18 protein-coding genes and 2 pseudogenes are annotated in these 21230 nt (G+C 43.6%); 14 read left to right on the forward strand and 6 right to left on the reverse strand.

The annotated features are described in order from the left end of the window. Window positions 1–10 precede the first annotated feature (10 nt). Window positions 11–1627, forward strand: a complete 1617-nt coding sequence (locus tag AB4167_RS02075) for a polysaccharide lyase 6 family protein (RefSeq protein WP_372136051.1) — start codon at window positions 11–13, stop codon at window positions 1625–1627. A gap of 166 nt (window positions 1628–1793) precedes the next feature. On the opposite strand, the gene AB4167_RS02080 is transcribed toward AB4167_RS02075, so the two are convergent. Next, window positions 1794–2321, reverse strand: coding sequence for a peptide-methionine (S)-S-oxide reductase (locus AB4167_RS02080; RefSeq protein ID WP_372136052.1), 528 nt, complete (start codon window positions 2319–2321; stop codon window positions 1794–1796). A gap of 239 nt (window positions 2322–2560) precedes the next feature. On the opposite strand from AB4167_RS02080, the gene AB4167_RS02085 reads away from it, so the two are divergent. From AB4167_RS02085 to tnaA, 3 genes are all read left to right on the forward strand, one after another. Then, a complete protein-coding gene (locus AB4167_RS02085; RefSeq protein WP_372136053.1) occupies window positions 2561–3676 on the forward strand; it encodes a YcjF family protein in 1116 nt (371 codons plus the stop codon). After that, window positions 3663–5363, forward strand: a complete 1701-nt coding sequence (locus tag AB4167_RS02090; protein ID WP_372136054.1) for a GTPase family protein — start codon at window positions 3663–3665, stop codon at window positions 5361–5363. Before AB4167_RS02085 ends, AB4167_RS02090 begins: the two co-directional genes overlap by 14 nt. A gap of 760 nt (window positions 5364–6123) precedes the next feature. Next, window positions 6124–7596, forward strand: a complete 1473-nt coding sequence (tnaA, locus tag AB4167_RS02095; protein WP_102394496.1) for a tryptophanase — start codon at window positions 6124–6126, stop codon at window positions 7594–7596. A gap of 127 nt (window positions 7597–7723) precedes the next feature. Here the strand turns inward: tnaA and AB4167_RS02100 are convergent. After that, window positions 7724–7834 (reverse strand): annotated as a pseudogene (locus tag AB4167_RS02100) (LysR family transcriptional regulator); the annotation flags it as partial. A gap of 81 nt (window positions 7835–7915) precedes the next feature. On the opposite strand from AB4167_RS02100, the gene AB4167_RS02105 reads away from it, so the two are divergent. Beyond that, on the forward strand, window positions 7916–8155 hold the full coding sequence (locus AB4167_RS02105) for a hypothetical protein (protein ID WP_372136055.1): 240 nt from the start codon (window positions 7916–7918) through the stop codon (window positions 8153–8155). A gap of 232 nt (window positions 8156–8387) precedes the next feature. Next, window positions 8388–8705 carry a Dabb family protein gene (locus AB4167_RS02110; RefSeq protein ID WP_009846539.1) on the forward strand — a complete coding sequence of 106 codons (318 nt, stop codon included), beginning with the start codon at window positions 8388–8390 and terminating at the stop codon, window positions 8703–8705. Between the two features lie 146 nt (window positions 8706–8851). On the opposite strand, the pseudogene AB4167_RS02115 reads toward AB4167_RS02110, so the two are convergent. Together AB4167_RS02115 and AB4167_RS02120 are read right to left on the reverse strand one after the other, a co-directional pair. Continuing rightward, window positions 8852–8962: pseudogene (locus AB4167_RS02115) on the reverse strand (DUF3103 family protein); the annotation flags it as partial. Between the two features lie 122 nt (window positions 8963–9084). After that, entirely contained in the window at window positions 9085–12102 is a 3018-nt protein-coding gene (locus tag AB4167_RS02120) for an EAL domain-containing protein (protein WP_017069971.1), read from the reverse strand. Between the two features lie 483 nt (window positions 12103–12585). Between AB4167_RS02120 and AB4167_RS02125 the strand changes: the two genes are divergently transcribed. The 8 genes from AB4167_RS02125 to AB4167_RS02160 all read left to right on the forward strand — a co-directional run bounded on the left by AB4167_RS02125 (window position 12586) and on the right by AB4167_RS02160 (window position 18749). Continuing rightward, on the forward strand, window positions 12586–14004 hold the full coding sequence (locus AB4167_RS02125; protein ID WP_372136056.1) for a DASS family sodium-coupled anion symporter: 1419 nt from the start codon (window positions 12586–12588) through the stop codon (window positions 14002–14004). 6 nt (window positions 14005–14010) lie between these two features. Next, the gene (locus AB4167_RS02130; RefSeq protein WP_372136057.1) at window positions 14011–15366 is read left to right on the forward strand and encodes an ATP-binding protein; all 1356 of its coding nucleotides are present in this window, start codon (window positions 14011–14013) and stop codon (window positions 15364–15366) included. Further along, on the forward strand, window positions 15353–15826 hold the full coding sequence (locus AB4167_RS02135) for a response regulator (RefSeq protein WP_017063648.1): 474 nt from the start codon (window positions 15353–15355) through the stop codon (window positions 15824–15826). The genes AB4167_RS02130 and AB4167_RS02135 overlap by 14 nt, the downstream gene beginning before the upstream one ends. 467 nt (window positions 15827–16293) lie before the next feature. After that, window positions 16294–16794: an opioid growth factor receptor-related protein gene (locus AB4167_RS02140; RefSeq protein ID WP_372136058.1), complete on the forward strand. Its 501-nt coding sequence runs from the start codon at window positions 16294–16296 to the stop codon at window positions 16792–16794. 106 nt (window positions 16795–16900) lie between these two features. Then, window positions 16901–17368: a cold shock domain-containing protein gene (locus AB4167_RS02145; RefSeq protein ID WP_372056914.1), complete on the forward strand. Its 468-nt coding sequence runs from the start codon at window positions 16901–16903 to the stop codon at window positions 17366–17368. A 46-nt stretch (window positions 17369–17414) separates the two neighbouring features. Then, entirely contained in the window at window positions 17415–17819 is a 405-nt protein-coding gene (locus tag AB4167_RS02150) for an N-acetyltransferase family protein (protein ID WP_372136059.1), read from the forward strand. An 86-nt stretch (window positions 17820–17905) separates the two neighbouring features. After that, a complete protein-coding gene (locus AB4167_RS02155; RefSeq protein ID WP_136973884.1) occupies window positions 17906–18355 on the forward strand; it encodes an N-acetyltransferase in 450 nt (149 codons plus the stop codon). Continuing rightward, window positions 18348–18749, forward strand: a complete 402-nt coding sequence (locus AB4167_RS02160; RefSeq protein WP_017062409.1) for a hypothetical protein — start codon at window positions 18348–18350, stop codon at window positions 18747–18749. The genes AB4167_RS02155 and AB4167_RS02160 overlap by 8 nt, the downstream gene beginning before the upstream one ends. A gap of 211 nt (window positions 18750–18960) precedes the next feature. Here the strand turns inward: AB4167_RS02160 and AB4167_RS02165 are convergent, their stop codons facing one another. Next, a complete protein-coding gene (locus tag AB4167_RS02165; RefSeq protein ID WP_017062410.1) occupies window positions 18961–19989 on the reverse strand; it encodes a methionine synthase in 1029 nt (342 codons plus the stop codon). A gap of 45 nt (window positions 19990–20034) precedes the next feature. Further along, window positions 20035–21012 (reverse strand): DUF1852 domain-containing protein, encoded by a 978-nt coding sequence (locus AB4167_RS02170; protein ID WP_372136060.1) that lies wholly within the window; start codon window positions 21010–21012, stop codon window positions 20035–20037. Window positions 21013–21230 lie beyond the last annotated feature (218 nt).

Raw genomic sequence — 21230 nt, forward strand, 5'->3', positions numbered from 1 at the left:
GAGATGTACGATGAACAAAAAATTATTATCGGTAAGCATTATTAGCGCGTTCACACTCGCTTTTGCAACAGGCTGTACAACACAAGAAAAAACAGCACCCGTAGTCAGTGTCGCTGAACAAGCTACGCCTGCTGTTAGCGAAATTGACCGTAGTTACCTATTGAGCAGTGACCGCTTAACAGAGGTAGATGGCGACACTTTAGCCGTTGCTTCGGAAGAGCAAGTGGCTGCGCTTAAAGCACAATTTGAAAACCTAAAAGATGGCGACGAAGTGGTTATCCCTGCCGGTAAATACGCGAACTTAGGTCAAGTGACGATCACGGCGAATGACATCACTATCAAGGCTGAGCAAGCAGGCTCTGCGTGGATCACTGGTTTGATTCAGTTTGAACTGAAAGGCGATGACATCACGCTTGATGGCTTGGTATTTACTGAGGGCGGTCCTAACGAACGCTTTGGTGCAGTACGTATGATGGGTAATGGCAACACGCTGCAAAACTCAACATTCTACTACTTCAACCATGATTACACGTACGAGCCAGACGAGCGTCGTTCTGAGTATCCAAAGTACCTATGGGTTTCTCTGTGGGGTAAAGATGGCAAAGTCATCAACAACCGTTTCGAAGGTAAGCAAAAACGCGGCACTTTGATCGGTGTACAAAAAGATGACACAGCCGACAACCACCTGATCGCAAATAATATCTTCATGGATCAAAAGCCTAACCAATTCAATGAATTCGATATCAAAGAAGCGATTCGTTACAACGGCAACAGCTGGGAAGCGATCCGTATTGGTGATTCTAAAGCTTCACAGTGGGATTCAAGTTCTAAGTTCGTGAACAACCTGATGATCGATATGGATGGTGAGCGTGAGCTTATCTCGATTAAGTCGGGCGACAACACGATCTCAGGTAATACTATTTTCCAAAGCACCGCGCTTATTTCACTGCGTCACGGAAAAGGCAACACGGTTGAGAACAATATGATTCTTGGCAATGGAAAGCGCCTAACCGGCGGCGTCCGTATCTACGATGAAGATCATGTGATTCGCAATAACTACATTGCAAACACTCGAGGCCGCGATGGTTTGATCGAAGGCAACGCTGACCTACGTGGCGGCATTGTTATTAACACAGGTATTATCGACGTAGCGAATGGTGAGCAGCTAGATCAATCGGTGAAAGGCAAAGAGCTGAACAAGCAGTGGACACCGAAAAACATCACCATCGAGAATAACTCTCTAGTCGACACTGAGTGGGGCATTGTTTACGGCAACCAAAGCCACCGTGTAAGTTTGTTTGACAACGCAGAAGTGGAAGGCATTTATGCGGGCGTTGATGTGGCGTTCAAACACAACGTGGTTGATAACTCGCAATCTCCTGAATTTGTAAGTGTGCGTGCAACGCAAGATTACCCATTAGTCGGCGCAACCTACACAGACGAAACTTACGTAGGTCAAGTAACGGATTCTGAACTGATCGAAGGCTACTCGGTTGAGCTACCAAAAGTCGTTGTAGAAAATGGCATTAACGCTTACCAAGGTGAAGGCGCAGACGTGTCTAAACTTGCGGTTGTGACAGCTGAAACAGCGGGTCCAGACTACGTGCTTGAGAATACGACTAAGTAATTTATTAGTTAATGGCTAATGGCTAATGGCTAAAGGTTAATGGCTTGAGCTACCAAATCAATTCACGATAGCTGTCCTGACCATAACACTTAAAAAGCCTCAACAGATAATGTCTGTTGAGGCTTTATCGATCTTAGGTCGTGATCATCTCAATCTTACGTCGAGACTACTGTGATTTATACTTATGCAGTAGATCCCAAGGGATATGACATAAGTGGTGATCTTCAGGGAAGTGACTTAAGTGATGCTGGTGGATGTCGTCGCTGGCAACATAATTGGTCAACGGCAACACCTCAACAGCGATACGGTCGGCATCATCTCTTGAAGAAATATAGTGCTTAGCTTCGGTTAAGTGTTCTGCATTAGTGCTGTATACACCTGTGCGGTATTTCTCTCCGACATCGACACCTTGTTTATTCAAGCTGTAAGGGTCGATAATCTCAAACAAGTGTTCCATCAAAATCGTGACTGACGTGATGTTTGGATCAAATTCAATTTGTACGCACTCCGCGTAGCCATTGTAATCGCTTTGTGTGCCGTCGCTTTGTGTGCTATCGCATTGCGTCGTCCCGTTTTCTGTTAGCTGGGCGCTTCCATTGGCACGGCCTGCTTCTGTGCTGATAACACCAGGAACGTACTTAATAAATTCTTGTACACCCCACAAGCAGCCGCCAGCTAAATAAATTTGTTCCATACTTCTCTTTGAGCTCTCTGTGTTTGTTGATGTTCGTTAGGTACCCGAATCAATGCGATGATACCCGCACGTATAAAAAAGCGTGTATAAAAATGAGCGCGCAAATAAAAACAAGCATTTAGGCATTGTAAACCTGTGCGACTGAACAAACATAAGTTTAATATGATTTGTGATTATATAAGTCAGTATTGCTTTGTCATCAACTCGAATCTCAACATCAAGTGAGCGTTACTCTAAACATGTTTGATCAAATAAAAGACTTCATTAATCCGAGCAAGAACCCAGACTTGACTCAGGCCCATGAATATCAGCGCAAGCATCTTCCTACATTGTGGCTGTTGGGCAAAACGGGGGCGGGCAAGTCATCGTTTATTCAAGCGGTGACTGGCGACTCTTCTGTCGAAGTTGGCAATGGTTTTGCGCCTTGTACCATGACGGCGATGTCGTATGAGTTTCCGCAAGACAAACCGGTGATGCGCTTTCTCGATACCAGAGGTTTAAGTGAGGCGAATTACGATGCGAAAGAGGATTTGGAAGAGATTGGTCAGGCAGGTAATGCGTTAGTCGTTGTAATGAAAGCCGACGAACCTGAACAATCCGCTGTGCTTACGGCTCTAAAACAGATTAAGAAACAGAAGAAGATTAAACACTTGTTGCTGGTTCATACGGCGGTGTTGTCTTCCAGTGAACCAGATCGAGCAAGGCAAATTCAGTTCAACAACAACCAAGTAGAGAAGGCTTGGGGTAAAGAGTTTGAATCGGTAGCGGTCGATTTCGAAACGGATGACAACGCTATGTCTAACAGCGAAGCGGTTTACAACTATGACATCTTGTTAGAAAAGCTGAGCAGTATTCTTCCGGTGATAGGAATGATGGTGCAAGACAAAGAACATTCCACGCAAGAAGAAGCCAACTTTGATCAAGTAGAAAACGAAGTGCTTTGGTATGCAGGAAGTGCCGCAGCGAGTGACCTGATTCCGGGTGTTGGTTTGGTGTCGGTACCTGCGATTCAAGCCAAAATGCTTCACAGCTTGGCCAATCAATATGGGGTCGAATGGAATAAGAGAGTCTTTAGTGAGTTGATAGGCACTCTGGGAAGCAGCTTTGCTTTGCAATACGGAATGAAGCTGGGCACTCGACAGTTGATAAAGCTGATTCCAGTTTATGGTCAAACGGTAGGTGCGGTGGCTGCAGCGGCAATGAGTTTCGGCACCTCTTATGGTTTAGGTCGCGCGGCTTGTTTTTACTTCTATCATAAGAACAAAGGTGAAGAAGTGTCTGAACAAGAGATGCAGAAGATCTACAAAGAATCTCTGAAAAAAGGAAAGGCGGCGTCGGGTTATGAAGAAAATTAGAAACCTATTTCGATTACTGGCGGTGCTATCGAGCGGACGCTGGGGCATTGCCCTGATTTCGGCGATCTTCCCAAGCATTATCATGATGGGCTTTGGTGTGTTCTTGGCGGTCAAATACGGTTACCTACTCGAAATGTCGATTGCCATTGCCGTGAGTACCTTGGTGTTTACCATTCCCTTGTTCATTTCTAGTCGTTCTTCTCGCGATTCTTCAAGCCGCTCTTCACGCCGCTCTTCAAATAAAGAGTCTTTCTCGAATAAAGAGAGTGGCGGCCTTGGCGAGGATACTGCTGAAGCTGAATCACAGCATAAAAAAGCTGATATCAACGATGCATTGGTTAAGGCTTCGGCTGATTGGTCTCAAAAAGAACTGTCGATCTGGAATGATTCAAAACACCATGTACGCCAACAATTAATGGTCGACATAGAGTGGGGTAACCTAGACCAAACCGGTTTAGAGGTACTTGAATTTGTTGCGAAAAAGTTTGATAAGAAATCACTCGATTTTTCGATTCCTGAAGGGCTAAAGCTGTTCGAAGAGGTCAGCCGACGCTACAAATTGGTAGTGCGAGAGCATATCCCCGGCATTGAGTATCTCAAGGTTTCTTACATCAAAGCGGGCTACGAAGCCTACGATAAATACGGTGAGCTAGGACAGAAGATCTTCAAAGCGGCTATTTGGGGTAACCACCTTAAAAACTTGTATTTGAATCCACTCAAGGTGATTTCTGATTTAGGACGAGAACAAGCGACAGCAACGATGACAAGGGGTGTGGTTGATGACATGCAATACGCCGCCAAACAAGCCTTGTTAGATGAAGTTGCGGCGGTGGCGATTGACCTCTACAGCGGACGTTTCAGCATTGAAGATGAGGCACTTAAAGTGTCTGATGTTTCTGAACTCGACGAACAACGCTTTGCTCCAAAGCTAGAGCCTGTGCGAATCGTGCTGGTGGGACAAACCAGTTCGGGTAAATCTTCACTTATCAATGCACTCAAGCAAGAGTTGGTTGCAGAAGTGGATGTGCTGCCATCAACCGACACTTCAACGGTGTATAACGCGTTTGTCGACGACAATGATGTTCGCGTTGTTGATCTTCAGGGGCTTGATGGCAATCCTAAAACCGAAGCCTTAATGCTGAAAGAGATGACCCAAGCGGATGTGGTGCTATGGGTGCTTAAAGCCAATCAGTCTGCACGTGATTTGGATAAGCAATTGAAAGATAGATTTGATGCTTTCTATGACGATCCTAAGAACATCTCACGCAAGAAACCGATTGTGGTGTCGGTTGTGAATCAGGTAGACAGATTAAAGCCTGTAGACGATTGGCAGCCACCGTATGACTTAGAGAATCCAACATCGACCAAAGCGAAGATCATTGCTCAAGCGCTCGAATACAATCATATATTGCTGCAAACCGATATCGTGTTACCGCTGGCGATTGCGCCAGAAAAGGTACAGTTTGGTTTAGATACTTTAAGGCAGACGTTGATAGAGCGTATCGCTGACGCAAATAACGTTCAGAGAAACCGCCAACGTTTAGAAGCCATGAAAAGAGGCTCGTCGGTTAAAGGCCATCTGAATAAAGCAGTCAAAGTGGGTAAGAAGGTGGCACCCAGCGTATTGAAAGCGGCGACACCAAAACTGGCTGAAATGGCCATCAAGCAAGCCGTGAAGAAGAAGTAAGTCATTCACTGCGAATACGGTTCTGGTGAGGTTTGAGCCTCATCAGAATTTATCTTTTCTAGATCGGCGAGTTTTGGATCTTGGCTTTATTAGATGATGGCTTTTTTAGAAAACAGCTATCTTCGCCCCTTATTAGAGAGGTGTTGATTTCAAAAGGGATTTGATATTATTAAGGTTCTCGCTGAACTAGTTTAATAGTATATAAACAGCTGTGATTCACATTTTATATAACACGCTATCGTATTTAATCATCATTCTAAATATTGATCACATTTATACTTTTTTAAGCTGTATTTATAAAACAATTGCACTATATTTAAACTTCGGATCATCTTGATTTCAACGTAGGGATATATTGTGAACATGTATCTGAAATGGCAATCAACAACTTGGCTAACCTTGTTAGCTTGGTATACCTTAGATCACCAACTCTCGTTCCACCTTTCTTCAGAGTAGTACCCTCTGGGCGTCACGCGCCAGCAAAGCAGCGAGCTTTGTTTACCTATCAGCAGCTTTGATAACCTTTGAACGTATGAATGTCGCACTTATTATTCCGTGTAGGGTATTCGTTTTTTGTCGTTCTCGCTAATTATCTTAGCCTCTGTTTAGGTTTGATTAATAAGTCATTATTTAATTTGTTTATTTTCACTGTTAATTTTCTGTGTATCTTTATACGGAACTATTAATTTAATAGTGAGGAATCGTGACATCTAAAGAAAATACATTTCGACCTGATCGGAATGTATTGAAAGGTATTATTATGGAAAACTTCAAACATCTACCAGAACCGTTTCGTATTCGTGTTGTAGAGCCAGTAAAAAGAACAACTCGCGCCTATCGTGAACAAGCCATTGTCGACGCGGGCATGAACCCATTTTTGCTCGACAGTGATGATGTGTTTATCGACTTACTGACAGACAGCGGAACAGGATCTATCACTCAGCGTATGCAAGCCGCGATGTTAATGGGTGATGAAGCTTACAGTGGTAGCCGCAGTTACTACGCATTGTCGAATGCGGTTAAGGATATCTTCGGTTACGAGTTGACGATTCCAACACACCAAGGACGCGGTGCAGAGCAGATCTACATTCCGGTTCTTATTAAGAAGCGTGAAATGGAGAAAGGGCTCGATCGCAGCAAAATGGTCGCCTTGTCGAACTACTTCTTCGATACAACACAAGGCCACACCCAAGTGAATTGCTGTGTGGCGAAGAACGTTTATACCAAAGAAGCGTTCGATACCTCAGTGAACGCGGATTTCAAAGGCAACTTCGATGTGGTGAAGCTGGAAGAAGCGATCTTAGAAGCGGGCGCAGCCAATGTTCCCTACATTGTGAGCACCATTACTTGTAACTCTGCTGGTGGACAGCCAGTGTCTATCGCCAATCTAAAAGCCGTGTATGAAATCGCTCAGAAGTACGATATTCCTGTGATCATGGACTCGGCACGCTACGCAGAAAATGCCTACTTCATTCAACAACGTGAAGCGGGTTATCAGGATTGGACAATCGAACAGATCACGCGTGAGTCTTACAAATACGCGGATGGTTTAGCTATGTCTGCCAAGAAAGATGCCATGGTACAAATGGGCGGCTTGTTGTGCTTTAAAGACGACGCTTTCATGGATGTGTACACAGAGTGTCGAACCTTGTGTGTGGTGCAAGAGGGCTTCCCAACCTATGGTGGCTTAGAAGGTGGCGCGATGGAGCGTCTTGCGGTTGGCCTTTATGACGGCATGCGCCAAGATTGGTTAGAGTACCGTATTGGCCAGGTTCAATACCTTGTTGATGGCTTAGAAGCGATGGGCATCGTGTGCCAGCAAGCAGGCGGTCATGCTGCGTTTGTCGATGCGGGTAAATTGCTGCCTCATATTCCGGCTGGTCAGTTTCCCGCACATGCTTTGGCGTGCGAACTCTATAAAGTCGCGGGTATCAGAGCGGTTGAGATTGGGTCTTTGCTGCAAGGACGCGACCCAGCAACAGGTGAACAACACCCATGTCCTGCTGAGTTGTTGCGCCTTACCATTCCTCGCGCGACCTACACACAAACACACATGGACTTCATTATCGAAGCATTCGAAAAAGTGAAAGAGAATGCAGGACAAGTGAAAGGGCTCGATTTTACCTACGAGCCGCCGGTGTTAAGACACTTCACTGCGCGCTTGAAAGAGGTAGAGACCAGCGAGAAACAAACAGAAAAAAAGAACGAACAAACGCTCGAAGAAGCATTTTAAAATAAAAACATAAGCGAATAGTCACTAGAACCTTAATCAAAGGCTCCCTCGGGAGCCTTTTCTTTTTTTGGATGGTAGGGGAGTTAGGCAGTTAAGCCTTTAAGTAGTTAACCCGTTAAAAGCTGAACTACGCTTGTTTGTTTTTCAGGGTAGACTTCAACATTTGGAATAACCACTGATTCAAAGGTGCGTCTTTTTGCGAGCGGCGGCAGCTCATCACATAGCTCACATCTATGGTTCATGTTCGATTGTTAAAGTTACTCCAACAAAAACACAGATACCAAACGAACAAAGAATTAGAAATACAATGAGGTGATGTATGAACAAGTTAATCGCACTTGGATTGATGGCTTTATCTATGAACACGGCTTTTGCTGCCGACGGTACGTATACAGGGACTATCGACATGACAAGAAGCGAAGGTAATCAAGTAAAGGCTGAGCGTGTTGAATCTGACTTAACACTGGAAGGAAGAAATGAAGCGTCTAACGGCGGAATCCAATTCAAAAAGAACGTAGATCAAGACCAAACGATCCAGCTTACAGGTCGTCGTGATTAACGTTAAAGATGTGCTTACCATTGTCATTGTGATCACCATTGTCATGAGAAATGCTGCGCCCTCGGGTGCAGCATTTTTCGTTATTGGGTTGTGGAGTATTTTATAAACTCTAGCGATCTAGCCTTGGCATGTTGTGTAACGTGTGGCATTTTGTTGTTCTCTAATTTAGATCGCTATTAGGTGTTGGTTAAGCATTACAAACCAGTAAGCGAACGACTCGAAAGGACAAGGAATGACTCAAAAAGAAACGGGAATGATTCGTCATATTCTACTGATTAAGTTTAAAGAAAACGCTGAGGCTTCAGAGGTTCAAAAACTAAAGATGCTGTTTGAAGCGATGCCAAACAAGGTTGAAGGGGTCACTTCAGTTGAATGGGGATTAAATGACAGCCCTGAAAACAAGAATCAAGGTTATACCCACTCGGTGTTAATGACATTCGCCGATGAAGAAGGCCGCCAGAATTACCTTCCGCACCCTGAGCATGATGCGCTGAAAGATGTGTTTCGTCCGCTTTTAGAAGACATCATTGTGTTTGATTACTCCCTGTAATTAGGTTCTGAGCAGGTCTCTTGTGTTTGACTTACCTTCGATAATGAAGAGTTAGGGCCTAGCGTTTAAGCCCTAACTAAATAAGAAACGACTTACTCTGTTGGCGAAATAGTGACTGGTGCAAACGATGCGACAGCATTCCCGCCTGCGCCCCAGCGGTAGCGAGGCCAGAAGATAACTGTCTGATTGGGGTAGTACGTCTGTTTGTCGTAGTCCAGATAAGGCATCTCAACGAGGTCTATCTGTGGTTCTAAACGACCTTTATGTCATCTACTGTTTACGCTCATTTTTATTCCGTTAACCTGCCAATAGGCAGTAAAGTTAACGCAAAGCGTGAATAAGAATGGCATTACTTTTAAATAATGCCGTTGTGCCACGGTTAAGCTCTAGTCAATTTGATAGCCACTTCTGATTCCAGTTCACTTAATGGTCGAGGTTTACTGAAGTAATAACCTTGCAGCAGATCTATCCCCAGTCCGTTTAGGCGTTGGTTATGATCAGCAGTTTCCACCCCTTCAGCTACAACACGATAGCCCAAGCTTTTACCCATCATGATCATAGTGTTGACGAAGTCTAAGTTGGTCTGCCCTTGAGTTATGTCAGAGATAAATGAACGGTCGATCTTTACTTCACTTAGTGGAAGTTGCTTTAGTAGAGATAGAGAAGAGAATCCCGTGCCAAAATCGTCAAGAGAGATAGAAATTCCTACATCGTGTAGTTCTTTAAGTGAGTTTATGCATAACTCGTAATCGACAATTGCTGCTGACTCGGTTATCTCAATACAGAATAACGTCAAAGGAAGCTGGTATTGGCGAATAGTTCGAATGATTTCTTGAGCGAAGTGAGGCTGTATCAGCTGTTTTGCACTGATATTAATGGAAATATGGCTCATGGTTTGTAGCCATTCAGATCCTTCAACATCCTTACAAACTCGATGAATGATACATTCACCAAGCTTGCTGATTAGGCCAGCTGATTCAGCAACCTCGATAAACTGGTCAGGAGGGACATCCCCCAATGTTGGAGATTCCCATCTTGCTAGTGCTTCAACAGCAGTAATCTTTTCATCTTGCCCACAATATTGAGGTTGGTAGTGCACCTTTATTTCTTGTTGAGCGATGGCACGACTGAGTTGGTGCTCTATTTCGATTATGTTTTCCGTCTCTTTTGCCATTGACCTTTGAAAGTTGAGATAGCTTTGTCCTCCCAGCTTTTTAGCTTGATACATGGCAATGTCGGCCTGCTTAATTAATTCTTCGGCACTTACGCCATCATAAGGATACATAGCGATGCCTAGGCTTCCTTGGCTGATAATCTCAATATCATCAACGATCAATGGGTTTTGAACGGCATTTAAAATCTGCGTGGCGAGTGCGTTGATGTCTGCTTCGGAACTGACATTACACAAAAACAAGAATTCGTCACCTCCCAAACGTGCGACAAGGTGTTCACTTGATAGCACGTTCTGAATATGTTTGGTCACGTGGCAAAGAAGTGCATCACCGACGTGATGACCAAAAGAGTCGTTGATAATCTTAAAACGGTTAAGATCCATCAACATGACCGCGCGTTTTTGGTTAGGTCGATTCACAATGTGTTGCGCGATGCTTTCCATTATTTTCCGGCGATTAGCGATGCCAGTAAGCGCATCATAATACGCCATGTGTTGAATCTTTTCCGCATCTTCTCGCTCTTGAGTTACATCCGTCATTGAGCCAATGAAGCGCACAGCCTGCCCTTCTGCATTATGAACCGCTGAGCCATTGGCATGAACCCAGATATATCCGCGATGTTGCGTCTTCATCCTGAATTCACATTTGAACGGTACTTCTTCGTTTAAGTGGTTATGAATGGCGGACTCGAGAAGTTCTAAGTCTTCTGAGTGTATATATTGGAACAGATGGTCACATCCTAACTTACGATCAGAAAAGGTATCTTGACAGCCAATCATTTTGGTTAACCGACTGTTCCAGACAAGAGTATTGGTTAGTAAGTCCCAATCCCAGATACCATCGTTTGAGCTGTTAGATACTACTTTGAGCTGTTGCAACAACTGTTGGGAGTTCTTCTGACGATTGTTACTTGTATTGATAAGCTCGTCGCGCTCGATGAACAGTGCGAGCATATCTAAATAATTGTTGAATACCGATTGTGTACCGATATCTTGGTGATCTTGCAATGAATCAACAACAGCGACGAGCTTCCAGTGATCTTCTTGCCCTGAGTTGATAGGAAGAATGGAAGCAACGAAATGATCATAGCGTTCGAAAAATGGGAAATTGCGAATATCGTCTTGAATATCTGTTTGTTGCGGTAGGGTAGTTGGCTGAGTCATGCCTTTTTCTACCCATTTCCTAATAGTGTATTGCTCCGAATTACACTCAGCGAGACAGGCCCAGTCAAGATTGTTTCCGTAAAGGCTTTGAGCATCTCTAATTGAGTCAAAACCTCCTTGTGCTTGTGAATAGAAATTTTCGAATATCTCAGCGGGAGAACGCCCTTGCACATTTAAGAGGATTTGGCGAGTTGAGTTGATATCTTCTTTATGTTCGAGATCTGGGTTTGTGTTACCGCAAGACTGATGAACGATGAGCTTTTGCGGGACACTATTATTGGCATTATTAAAAGGCTTCCCAGAAATACGTTCCAACACGCGGTGAAATACTTGCGTCGCTAGAAGCTCAAGCTGTTGGTCTACTGTTGTTAACTTGGGATTGAATTGTTGACCGACGAAAATATTATCAATGCCTACGATGGCGACATCGTCAGGTACCGAGATATTGCTGTGAGACAGTTGCTCCATCATACCTACAGCATTGTGGTCAGTTGCGCAGATAACCGCAGTGCATTTGGATTTACGCTGTATAAATTCTATTGCGGCTTCTCGTCCCCCAGATAGAGAACAATTCGACACGCGGAAGAAATGGCGTTGGTTGAATGAGCCTTTATGATCAATCACCGTGCGTTGATACGCTTTGAAGCGAGACCTGATATCATTAACAGTGAGATCGCCACAAAAGCCGATTTCTTCGTGTCCTTGACTTTGTAACCATTCATAGAGCTTAGTGACACCATCGCTTTGCACACTATAATACTGCTCAACGGGCAGCGGCGCATAGCTTGCTCCAATAGAAATGACTGGAATGTTTGCGTTTATAGCTTCTTCGATCAACTTTACTGTCGCTGCATGGAGAACGACCACAAGGGCATCGAGATGATTAAAATATATAGGAAGTTTAAAATCTCTTCGCTCACCCGAGCGGATGAAGATCAGATTGACTTTATGGTTTTTCGCAAGCCTTCTAAGGGTTGCATTTAGCTCGCCCATGTAGAAGCCACTGAGCATAGGCAGCACAATGCCAACGGTAGGACGTTTTTTAGATGTAACAATAGTCATGTTATTAGCCGGTCGAAAGTTGTGTTGTGTAGAACTGTTTTCGGGGGAGAATAGGTATCTTTTTATTATTTCTTCCATGCTCTACTAAGCGAGCTTGAAAATAAACTTACGGCAAAAGGAAATGCAAAACCACGCACAATCCGAGTAAGTCTAACTCATATATTTGAGAGGTTACTCAGAAGCGGTCCTCAATTTATGGACATGACTTAAGCGACTGATCTGTTCTGACAGTACCTAGAATAACCGGAACGGATTATGACTAGAAACGCAGAAACCACTCTCCTGAATTTAATTGCAACAATAAATGGCATACAAACGTAGAGGTAGCGCACAGAATCGAAAAAGGGGATATCGTGATCACATAATCATTGATCTAGCCGAGAGTGAGATAGTGGCGAGAGCTCGATAATTCGTTGTCGGATCTAAATTAGAGCTGTAAATCTAATTTCTAAGTAGTTGTTATCTCAGGAAGAGTTTTGTGCTATGCGCCCCTATATTAAATACATTATCCCCATTTTAATTCCTTTCATTATCCTCGTAATGCCGCTATCAGCGTTTCCATTTGAAGGCCTTACGATTATTCAACAACGCGTTATTGCGATCTTTTTATTAGCGGCATTGTGCTGGGTGTTCGAGCCTATCCCGATTTACGCGACGTCTGTTGTTATTATCGTTCTGCAATTATTGATGTTGTCGGATAAAGGGCTGATCTTTCTAAGGTTTGAGCATGGGGAGGAGCATTTTGGTGAGTTGTTAAAATACAGCGATATCATGGCGACATTCGCCAGCCCAATCATCATGCTGTTTTTGGGCGGTTTTTTCTTAGCGATGGCCGCCACTAAGTATCGATTAGACGTAAACTTAGCTCGCGTGTTGTTGAAGCCATTTGGAAAAGACCCAAAGTTTGTGATGCTCGGCTTAATGTTGATCACTGGTATCTTTTCGATGTTTATGTCTAACACGGCAACAACGGCAATGATGCTATCTATTTTAACGCCGGTACTGGCTGTGTTTGGCCCGAAAGACCCCGGTCGTGTAGCGTTTGCGCTTTGTATCCCTGTTGCCGCTAACATCGGTGGCATTGGTACCCCGATCGGCACCCCCCCGAACGCTATCGCACTTAAATATTTAGTTGGAGATAACCTAATTACGTTTGGCGAATGGATGGCATTTGGTGTGCCGTTTGTCGTTATTATGATGGCGTTAGCGTGGTTTTTAATCGGCTTTATGTACAAAGCTGACCAAAAGAAAATCGAGCTAAGTATTAAAGGTAAATTCCTTAAAACGCCAAAAGCCATTGCGGTGTACGTCACTTTTGCGCTGACCATCATTCTTTGGTTAATGGGTTCAAGCCATGGCATGAACTCTTATACCGTCGCTCTGATTCCTGTCGCTGTGTTCTCACTCACAGGGATCATCAATAAAGAAGACCTGAAAAAGATTTCTTGGGACGTACTGTGGCTTGTATCAGGTGGTATCGCGCTTGGTTTAGCTCTCGATAAAACTGGCTTAGCAAGGCTCGTGGTACACAGCATTCCGTTTGATGCTTACTCACCCTATGTGGTGTTGTTCGGAGCGGCGTTCTTGTGTTTGGTAATGGCAAACTTTATGTCTCATACCGCAACGGCTAACTTGTTAATGCCAATTATGGCGGCATTAGGTTCGTCTATGGCTTCACTCACGCCACTAGGCGGTGAGCTAACGTTAATTTTGGTTGTGACCTTTGCCGCTTCATTAGGTATGTCGCTGCCAATCAGTACGCCACCGAATGCGTTGGCTCATGCCACTGGTCATGTGCAAAGTAATCAAATGGCCAGAATCGGTATTATTTTGGGTGTGGTTGGTGTGCTACTGAGTTTTGTTATGGTGTGGGTGCTACATTCAATTGGTCACATAGGATAACGATACGTGTATCAACAAAAGCTAGAAGCACTTATCGAGCGCTATTTTAACCAAACAGAACGTCGGGTGACGTGCTGTGCCGGTAACACCATTATTGAACAATCAGCGTTAAACACTCGTTTATATTATGTGTTTAGTGGAGAACTGGAAGGGTTTTATACCGATGCGAATACACCGCAAGTGCGAGTATTTAGCGCGGGTAGTGGGGCTTTTATAGGCGTTCATAGCTTCTTTTCAGGTAATTGGACAGCATCTTCAACGGTTGTTGCTAAAACCGATGTTGAGTTAGCGTGGATCGATAAAGACACGCCTGCAGAAGATGAACGTAAATTTGGTCCTCTTACCGCACAGTTCACACCTGTAATTGTCAATGAGTTGTCGCGGCGTCAACGCCGCGCAACACAAGAAGCGATAGCGAAACAAAAAGCGCTAGAGAAGTTACATACTGCTGAGCAAATGACGACCTTGGGTCAATTGGCTGCAGGGATTGCTCATGAGCTTAACAACGCTATTGGTGTCGTAAATAGTAAATCTGGTCGACTTGAAACGGTCATCATGGATCTGCTTGAAGAAGTGCATCCAGAAGCCAGTCAATTTTTCGATTTTGGGTTAATGCATGGTCAGAAAACGTCGTCGTCAGAAGCACGAACACGTGGGCGACAATTTGAAAGAAAATATGGTTTAGACAAAAACATTGCTCGCTCTCTTGCAAAGGCGATTCCAATTGATGCTTTATCTGCAACAGACGTTATTTCAAAGCATTGGCTGAAAAAACCAGAAGAAGCGATTCGTTTTTGGCAGATGGGCTGTGATTTACATGATTTGCGTTTGGCATCTAGACACACCGTCGGCATCGTAAAATCGGTTAAACAACTTGGCAGAGTTGATATCGACACCGAAGAAGCGGTTGATATTAACGACTCCATTAATCATGCCTTATCCTTGTTACAAAGTGAGTTACGTAGAGTGTCTGTGCGATTGAGCCCTGCGGATTTACCGTCTTTTAAAGGCTCGAAAACAGAGCTCGTTCAGATTTGGGTCAACATTGTAAAGAATGCTTGTGATGCAATGTCGAATTCAGACGATGCCACAATAGAAATTCAAACCAGATTAAGTAAGAAAAGAATATTAGTTACGATCACGAATAACGGCCCTGAGATAGACGAGGCGACTCGTAGAAAGATATTTCAGCCCAACTTCACCACTAAAAAAGGTGGTCTATCGTTTGGATTGGGCTTGGGTTTATCAGTAGTTAAGCGGATTGTGGCAGGTTATGGCGGAAGTATCATTGTGAAAAGTGATGCTTCTAAAACTGTATTTAGAATCAAGTTACCAATAGAGGGTGAACATGGAGAAGCTTAATTTAATCTGTGTCGATGACCAGAGAGAAGTACTGAGCGCAGTGATACAAGATTTAGAGCCGCTGGCGAGTTGGCTGAATATTGAAGATTGTGAATCAGCGCAAGAAGTGCTTGATCTCATTGATGAACTTGACGCAGAAGGCGAACACATTACCGTCATCGTGTCTGATCATGTGATGCCAGGGAAAACGGGTGTGGAGTTACTCACCGAAGTGTTCCATGACAGCCGCTTTCCGAATACAAAGAAAATTCTTCTTACGGGGCAGGCCACTCATACTGATACCATCAATGCGATTAATGCAGCAGGTATCGACCGTTACTTTGAAAAGCCTTGGCAAGCAAGCACATTGGTTGAGTGCATTCGTACTCTTGTCACTGAGTACATATTTGATCAAGGTCTTGATTACACGGACTATCAGAATGAGCTCGACCAGCAGGTTGTGTTCAGACGCTTGCGTTAGCCTCTTATGTTAGCGACTTACATTATTCACTAGTGTAAGTCGCTTGAAATTCTATGCACCGAAGGACGCTTTCTGAAGGGTTTTTCTTTGAAAGATGTAATCTTTCGCTGCTTATTTTACCTACCTCTTTTAGTCGTTCAGGTTTTGGTACTCAGTTATTAACACACTGGTTGCTGGCTTTAGTCTAAAACTCATACGCTACGCCAACGCCAACGCCAACGGATGCATTGTGTTTTCTTCAGGAACGATTCCCTGAACATACAGCAGAGCTAAAATGTGTCGCAGAGTTCCCGTGTCGTTTGTTAGAAAAGTAAGTCGAAATTATTCAAAAGTGATTCCTAACGCGTGGGACGTGGAGTTCTAAGCCAAATCGGTACTTACAACGTAAAGGACTAGGCTTTTGACGGCTTACTGCGTAATAATGCATTCGCCCACAAGTGGGGGTTTATAGTCAGTAGGATTTTAAAATGAGTGAGATTGCTCGCTTTATATCTGGTGAAGCGCCGGACAAATTTGGTCGAAATATAGAACAGTTATTGGCTTACAATCATTTTTGGTTGGAGCATGACCATAAGTACATTCAAGTGTTCTTCCCAATAGATGAGGGGACTAAGTTTAATCAACATGCCCCGTTGGTTACTCAAGAAGATAAGGTGCTTTTTGCTAATTCAGAAGCGCTCCGCACAGCTCATCTACAAGTGCTTGACCTGATGCTTGAGTTTTGGGGTATGCAGCGAAACGGGAGTGAAATATCTTCATCGTTACCACTTAGCCCGGCTAATCACGTATGGTTAAAGAATCATGACCATAACCAGCTAAGGTTAACGCGAGCCATTCGCAGTTTATACTTGTTAGGTAATGAAGAAGTCGCAACTCGCTTATGTGACTTCATAGTATCAGCGGCGACCGAGACTGGCTCGGTGCCGGAGAAAACCGTTCAGTATTGGCGTAATGCGTTAAAGGGGTAGATACTTTTACTTAAATCTAAGCCCTTTATTGAGCTGCCATAATGTAATCTGCATAATGTTGGTGATATGAGTCAAGAGTTGAAAGCGGTTTGAAGAAGGAATAGCTATGAATGGAAAAATTGTTCGCTGGGTTGATGAGAAAGGCTTCGGCTTCATCAACTCAGATGAATTAGAGGGCGATGTTTTTGTTCATATATCGAAGTTTACGGACGGTTATCGTCGTCCTCAAGTTGGGGATGAAGTTGAATTTCAATTGTCGAATAGTGGCTCTAAACTCAGCGCTTCGAGTGCTCAACTAGTTGGTATAGAACCATCCAAATCTAACCCTCTTTCAATTATTTTGTCTGCACTTTTCGTCGGTCTTATTTGCGCAGGTTTGTATCTTTTGGTATTGGAGCCTAAGTTAAATCCCGCATATGAGAACATGGGGTTTAGTTGCCAAGGTAAAACGCATTGTAGTGAGATGCTATCTTGTGATGAAGCAAAGTTTTATTTGGCAAACTGTCCAAATGTGAAAATAGATGGTGATCGTGATGGTATTCCTTGCGAGAGTCAGCTCTGTAGTCATTATTGATGCCTGTTTATTAGTCATTCCAAATAGACAACTAAAAGGACATTACATGGAAATCAGAGTAGGGACATTACCTGATATTGCAGGCATCACCGATATCTTCAACTTTTATATTGAACATACCAATGCGCGCTTTGAAGAAGAGAAGTTGTCGTTGGAAAATCGCCAACAGTGGTTTTCTCAATTTTCGAGCCAAAGTAAACATCAACTGTATGTCGCGACAGAAGGTGGTGTGGTATTAGGCTTCGCGTGTTCTCAGCTATTTGCATCGATTAGTGATTATGATGTTCACCGCGTAGTCTCAGGTGTTGCTTTGCCTAATGAGGCTTCAATAGCACTGCATAAACGTTTTGGATTTCGAGAAGTAGGAGTGCTCAATGAATACGCGAAGAAAAACGGCCAATACATCAGTTCAATGTGGTTAGAGAAGGCATTAAACAAGGGAGCAGAGTGATAAGAATGGCTCAAACATGATGCAATACTCTTGGTACTTTAATTACATATTACTCAATGTTTAGCCTAGGAAAAAAAGGACACAATATGGAAGTAAGGTTGGTCAAAGGTTCAGAGCCTAAGTTCGCTGAATCGATCACCAAAACGAATATGGCGAGTTACTATCAAGCTCGTGGAATCGCTTGGGGTCATAGCCAGTTTTTACGCAGCTGGGATGAGCTGGATAACTATGAAATTTATGTGGGGGATCGCCGTATTGGTGTTGTTCGCTTCAGTTACGCTAGTGGTACAACGTTTCTTAGGGACTTGCAGATATTAGCTGACTGTCAAGGTCAAGGTTTTGGCTCTAAGTGTCTCGATTTGGCTATTGAACATGCGAACAATCAAGCATCGGCTCAGTTAGTGTTGCGCGTGTTCAGTGAGAACCCCGCCATTAAGCTTTATCAATCAAAAGGTTTTACTCAGTTGTCTGAAGTGAAAGGGCTCGTTGAAATGGAGCTGCCTTTAGGGTCATCATTGAGAGAGTGTCATGGATAACCGTATCCAACTAAATTTTGTTAAATACTTATTTTCAGAGTTGCTGTTTATTGTTATTGCACTAGGTCTTGTCTATTGGATATCAGACGGTGATCGTTCATCGCTGCTAACCATAGGGCTGATAATTTGTGTTCCTCCATTAATAAAAATTCTAATGTTGTGGTGGAAGCTTCGCGATAGCTCGTTTGAAATCACGAACGGTCATGTACGTTTAAATGGCGTTGCTTGTGATGTGACTTTACAGCGTAGCTTTCTTCCGTTTGAAATTGGCTCATTCATCAAGCTTTCATACACGAAAGGTGCAATGCAGAAACACAATATTTACCTTTCTAAAGGCGCAATGAGCAAAGAAGAATGGAGCCGTATGTTAGCGTGTCGAACTAGGTCGCCATAAAGAAGCGACATCGCTGTTACTTGAGCTTTTAGTTTCCACGACGAATAGCGATGCGATTAAAGAGTACCAACGAGTGATCTCTTTATATGCTCAAGACCTAGATAAAACCTGGTAAGCAGCGCGTAAAGCTCATTAACTCACATAACAAAAAGCCTAAGCATCAATATGATACTTAGGCTTAAAGGCATAGTTTTTGTTCTTTAGGAAAGCGTTACGCTGAAAGCTCTTTACGAACGATCTCTGCGCCAGCACTTAGCGCATTAAGCTTCGCTGAGGCTATCTCGCGAGGTAGGGGAGCCATGCCGCAGTTGGTGCAAGGGTAGAGCTTGTCGGCATCAACGTACTTAAGTGTTTCACGTAGAGTGCTAGCCACTTCTTCCGGTGTTTCAATCGAATCGGTTGCAACATCAATCGCACCGACCATTACTTTCTTGCCTCGTACGAGCTCAAGCAGCTCAAGAGGTACATGAGAGTTGTGACACTCTAAAGAGATAATGTCGATATTCGATTGCTGCAGCTTAGGGAAGACTTCTTCGTATTGGCGCCACTCGGTGCCTAATGTCTTTTTCCAATCCGTATTCGCTTTAATGCCGTAGCCATAACAAATATGGACTGCTGTTTCGCACTTAAGCCCTTCAATGGCTCTTTCCAAACAAGCGATGCCCCAATTGTTCACTTCATCAAAAAACACGTTAAACGCAGGTTCATCGAACTGAATAATATCCACGCCTGCCGCTTCAAGTTCTTTGGCTTCTTCGTTGAGGATCTTTGCAAATTCCCACGCCAGTTTTTCACGGCTTTGGTAATGCGCATCGTAAAGTGTATCAATCATGGTCATAGGCCCCGGCAGAGCCCATTTGATCGGTTGGTCGGTTTGCTGACGTAAGAACTTCGCATCTTCAACAAACACAGATTTCTGACGAGAAACTGGGCCTACAACCGTCGGTACACTCGCATCGTAACGGTCGCGGATTTTAACGGTTTCACGCTTTTCAAAATCAACGCCATTCAGGTGTTCAATGAAGGTCGTTACAAAGTGTTGACGTGTTTGTTCGCCGTCACTCACAATATCAATGCCTGCTTGCTGTTGCTCGTGCAGAGAGACACGCAGCGCATCTTGTTTGCCGTCTGTGAGTTCATCGCCTTGAAGTTTCCATGGCGACCAAAGCGTCTCTGGTTGTGCAAGCCAAGACGGTTTCGGCAAGCTGCCCGCTGTTGAAGTCGGTAATAGTGTTTTCATAATAATATTGCCTATCCTTGGGTGGTTTGAGAGCGCAATAGACGATTAAAGTGCGTAATTTGCCGACCAGTTCTCTAGAACTGATTGGTATGGCTTAATGAACTTCTCTTCTGCGAATTTACCTTGTTCAACAGCTAGCTGGCTTCGTTCTTCACGGTCGTACACAATTTGAGTCAGCGAGTGATCCAAGTTTTTCAAGTTTGGTTGGTAACAGTTACCCGCAACCGCGTTCGCGTTGTAAATCTCAGGTCGGTAGATTTTCTGGAACGTACCCATGGTACTGATGGTGCTGATAAGCTCTAGGTTAGAGTAATCGTTCAGCAGATCACCAAAGAAATAGAAGGCCAAAGGTGCAACACTGTTTAGCGGCATGAAATAACGAACCTGTAAGCCCATCTTTTTGAAATATTGCTCAGTTAAAGAAGACTCATTCGGTTGGTATTCAAAACCTAATACTGGGTGTTGGTTTTCAGTGCGGTAATAGGTTTTATTATCTGACACGCTTAAGCAAATAACAGGTCGTTTATTAAAGTTCTTTTTGTAAGCGTCAGAGTTAACGAAATATTTAAAAAGCTTACCGTGTAAGTCACCAAAATCTTCTGGAATGCTGAATTTATCTTGGCCTTTATTATGATCCAATAGACGTACGCTAAAGTCATAATCTCGAACATAAGAAGAGAAGTTATTTCCGATAATGCCTTCAATACGCTCGTTAGTTTTACGGTCTACAATATTGGTTTTCAGCACTTCAATTGAAGGGAATGCTTCGCCGTTGCTTTCAATATCCATATCAACAGAAATGATTTCAAGCTCAACAGAGTAGCGGTCGCCCTTAGGGTTATCCCAGTGCGCTAACGCGTTGAAACTGTTATCGATCATTTGTAGTGCATTGCGTAAGTTCGCTTGACGGCTGTCACCGCGAGCCAGGTTAGCAAAGTTGGTAGTGATACGCGTGCTGTCTGCAGGCTGGTAGTTTTCGTCGAGGCTAATGCTCTTAATCGTAAAATTAAATTCTTTATTCATGCTGATTTGGTATCCCAATTTTTTTTTCTGATTCTCTCGGTCTTTAGTATTAAAACGGCTTTTATTTTTTGCTTGTGACCGGATTAAGAATCGAAGGCTATGCTGTCTGAAATTAATGCTTAGTAGAATTAATGTCGTATAAAGTTAATCGCTTAAGGTTTTTATACGTTGATAGGTTCACCATTAACAATGGTATTACTTCACATTGAACATGAGGA

The sequence above is a fragment of the Vibrio sp. 10N.286.49.E11 genome (genome assembly GCF_041469505.1).
Taxonomy (GTDB): Bacteria; Pseudomonadota; Gammaproteobacteria; order Enterobacterales; family Vibrionaceae; genus Vibrio; species Vibrio crassostreae_C.

Coding starts and splice junctions, on each gene's coding strand:
- AB4167_RS02075 (WP_372136051.1), top strand. CDS start 11: ATGAACAAAAAATTATTATCGGTAAGCATTATTAGCGCGTTCACACTC.
- AB4167_RS02080 (WP_372136052.1), bottom strand. CDS start 2,321: ATGGAACAAATTTATTTAGCTGGCGGCTGCTTGTGGGGTGTACAAGAA.
- AB4167_RS02085 (WP_372136053.1), top strand. CDS start 2,561: ATGTTTGATCAAATAAAAGACTTCATTAATCCGAGCAAGAACCCAGAC.
- AB4167_RS02090 (WP_372136054.1), top strand. CDS start 3,663: ATGAAGAAAATTAGAAACCTATTTCGATTACTGGCGGTGCTATCGAGC.
- tnaA (WP_102394496.1), top strand. CDS start 6,124: ATGGAAAACTTCAAACATCTACCAGAACCGTTTCGTATTCGTGTTGTA.
- AB4167_RS02105 (WP_372136055.1), top strand. CDS start 7,916: ATGAACAAGTTAATCGCACTTGGATTGATGGCTTTATCTATGAACACG.
- AB4167_RS02110 (WP_009846539.1), top strand. CDS start 8,388: ATGACTCAAAAAGAAACGGGAATGATTCGTCATATTCTACTGATTAAG.
- AB4167_RS02120 (WP_017069971.1), bottom strand. CDS start 12,102: ATGACTATTGTTACATCTAAAAAACGTCCTACCGTTGGCATTGTGCTG.
- AB4167_RS02125 (WP_372136056.1), top strand. CDS start 12,586: ATGCGCCCCTATATTAAATACATTATCCCCATTTTAATTCCTTTCATT.
- AB4167_RS02135 (WP_017063648.1), top strand. CDS start 15,353: ATGGAGAAGCTTAATTTAATCTGTGTCGATGACCAGAGAGAAGTACTG.
- AB4167_RS02140 (WP_372136058.1), top strand. CDS start 16,294: ATGAGTGAGATTGCTCGCTTTATATCTGGTGAAGCGCCGGACAAATTT.
- AB4167_RS02145 (WP_372056914.1), top strand. CDS start 16,901: ATGAATGGAAAAATTGTTCGCTGGGTTGATGAGAAAGGCTTCGGCTTC.
- AB4167_RS02150 (WP_372136059.1), top strand. CDS start 17,415: ATGGAAATCAGAGTAGGGACATTACCTGATATTGCAGGCATCACCGAT.
- AB4167_RS02155 (WP_136973884.1), top strand. CDS start 17,906: ATGGAAGTAAGGTTGGTCAAAGGTTCAGAGCCTAAGTTCGCTGAATCG.
- AB4167_RS02160 (WP_017062409.1), top strand. CDS start 18,348: ATGGATAACCGTATCCAACTAAATTTTGTTAAATACTTATTTTCAGAG.
- AB4167_RS02165 (WP_017062410.1), bottom strand. CDS start 19,989: ATGAAAACACTATTACCGACTTCAACAGCGGGCAGCTTGCCGAAACCG.
- AB4167_RS02170 (WP_372136060.1), bottom strand. CDS start 21,012: ATGAATAAAGAATTTAATTTTACGATTAAGAGCATTAGCCTCGACGAA.